Here is a 1,530-nt window from a genome sequence, read left to right as displayed (position 1 = left end):
ATCCCACGTCTTATCGTAACGCTTGCGCCAACGTTGGACGTTTTGACGGCTTGTGCCATAACGACGGGCTGCTTTGGCGTTATTATCATATTTTTCCGCATACTCAACAACTTTTTGCCTATATCGCATTTCTTCTGTTATAATTGACTTCATGGGGAGCTTCCTTTCACACTATTGTTTTTTATTCGTTAAATATAGTGTACCAGAAGCTCCTCTTTTTTTTATGTTTTCGTGTCACATATGTATGATACCCTTACATTCTCCGTAATTTCTCCGTCCGACATCTAGAGTTGTCAAACATATGTTACACGAGGTGCTTCTTTTTGGGCTTGCCTAGGCGCTAGCTTTTAGCACTCACATCTGTGGTCAGTGTCAAGGAGGAAAGTGAAACGATCCTTGACACTGACCACAGATGTGAGACACTTGTTGCTAGCCTAAGCAGCCTTATTACTAAAGTATTCTTCCACAATTTCATTCGGTGACTTAAATTCTAATACTTTTCGATGGATATTATTCCCTCGGTTGATATAGCGACGATGAGCTTTCTTCAAAGCCTCAATATTTGAAAATTCGCGGCGATTATAAAATCGTTCGCCATCTTCTCGATGACTTCTTTCAACAATTCCATTTTGCCATGGCGAATAAGGTCGTGTATTTTTATAATCAATCCCTTTTTCTTGTAGTATCTCTTCAAACAGAGTCAACTTTGTTGTTACAGCAGGATCATTGGTGAACTCACGTCCGTTATCTGTTTGTACGGTTGTCACCTTAAAACCAAGCCCGTCTTCTAACTTTATAAGAAATGAGGCCGTATGAGTGACTGATTTTTCATCGACAATCTCACAGTAACGCTTGCGAGAATATTCATCAATCGCTGTAATTTGATAATAGCGAATACCATGTGTATCAAATTTTAAACAATCCATCGGAACATATTTAATATCTATTTGTACCTTTTCTCCCGGATAAGTGACTATATCAGGTTTCCAAGTCGATTTAGGATATTTTTTCTTAGCAACTTTCTCTGTTTTATTCCAACCGTGCTCACGTATTTGCTTGCACATACTGTCATAACTACGTATATAACCAGCCTTTTTACATTGAACGTAAACTTCAGCCAACCCTTCATGGCCATAACGTTGATATTTACATTGGATGAGGTCTAGTTCTTCTTGGGTGTGTTGTGCCGGATGTGAATGTGGCCGAGTTGATTGATTTTTCAAGCTATCCCAAGTGCCGTCATAGCGATCGCGCCAACGTTTCACATTTTGTCGTGAGGTATGATATCGACGTGCGGCTGCGGCATTATTATTGTGTTTGATTGCATAGTCAATAATTCGTTTCCTTAAACGCATTTCTTCTGTTATAATAGTTTTCATGGGAGCTTCCTTTCACTAAGTGGGTTGAGTAACTTTAGTGTACCAGAAGCTCCCTATTTTTTATATTTTTGTGTCACATATGTATTATCGTCTAACAAATTAGAATAGCGATAGTGTCAAATTATTGTTGGTTTTCCTCTACCGTACTTTT

2 protein-coding genes are annotated in these 1,530 nt (G+C 38.7%); both read right to left on the bottom strand.

Translation table 11 applies throughout. The features are described 5' to 3' along the window. The coding region (locus BLR79_RS08980; RefSeq protein WP_234970884.1) for a helix-turn-helix domain-containing protein at positions 1-129 on the bottom strand (129 nt) is incomplete at its 3' end. Positions 130-434: 305 nt separating this feature from the next. Then, on the bottom strand, positions 435-1,379 hold the full coding sequence (locus BLR79_RS08715) for a DDE-type integrase/transposase/recombinase (RefSeq protein ID WP_092087058.1): 945 nt from the start codon (positions 1,377-1,379) through the stop codon (positions 435-437). Positions 1,380-1,530 lie beyond the last annotated feature (151 nt).

The sequence above is a fragment of the Dolosicoccus paucivorans genome (assembly GCF_900100125.1).
Taxonomy (GTDB): domain Bacteria; phylum Bacillota; class Bacilli; order Lactobacillales; family Aerococcaceae; genus Dolosicoccus; species Dolosicoccus paucivorans.
Note: the sequence above shows the minus strand (reverse complement) of the source record. Positions and strands in the feature narration are given on the sequence as shown.

Excerpts from the sequence above, each read along its gene's own strand:
- BLR79_RS08715 (WP_092087058.1), bottom strand. The coding sequence starts at position 1,379 with ATGAAAACTATTATAACAGAAGAAATGCGTTTAAGGAAACGAATTATT.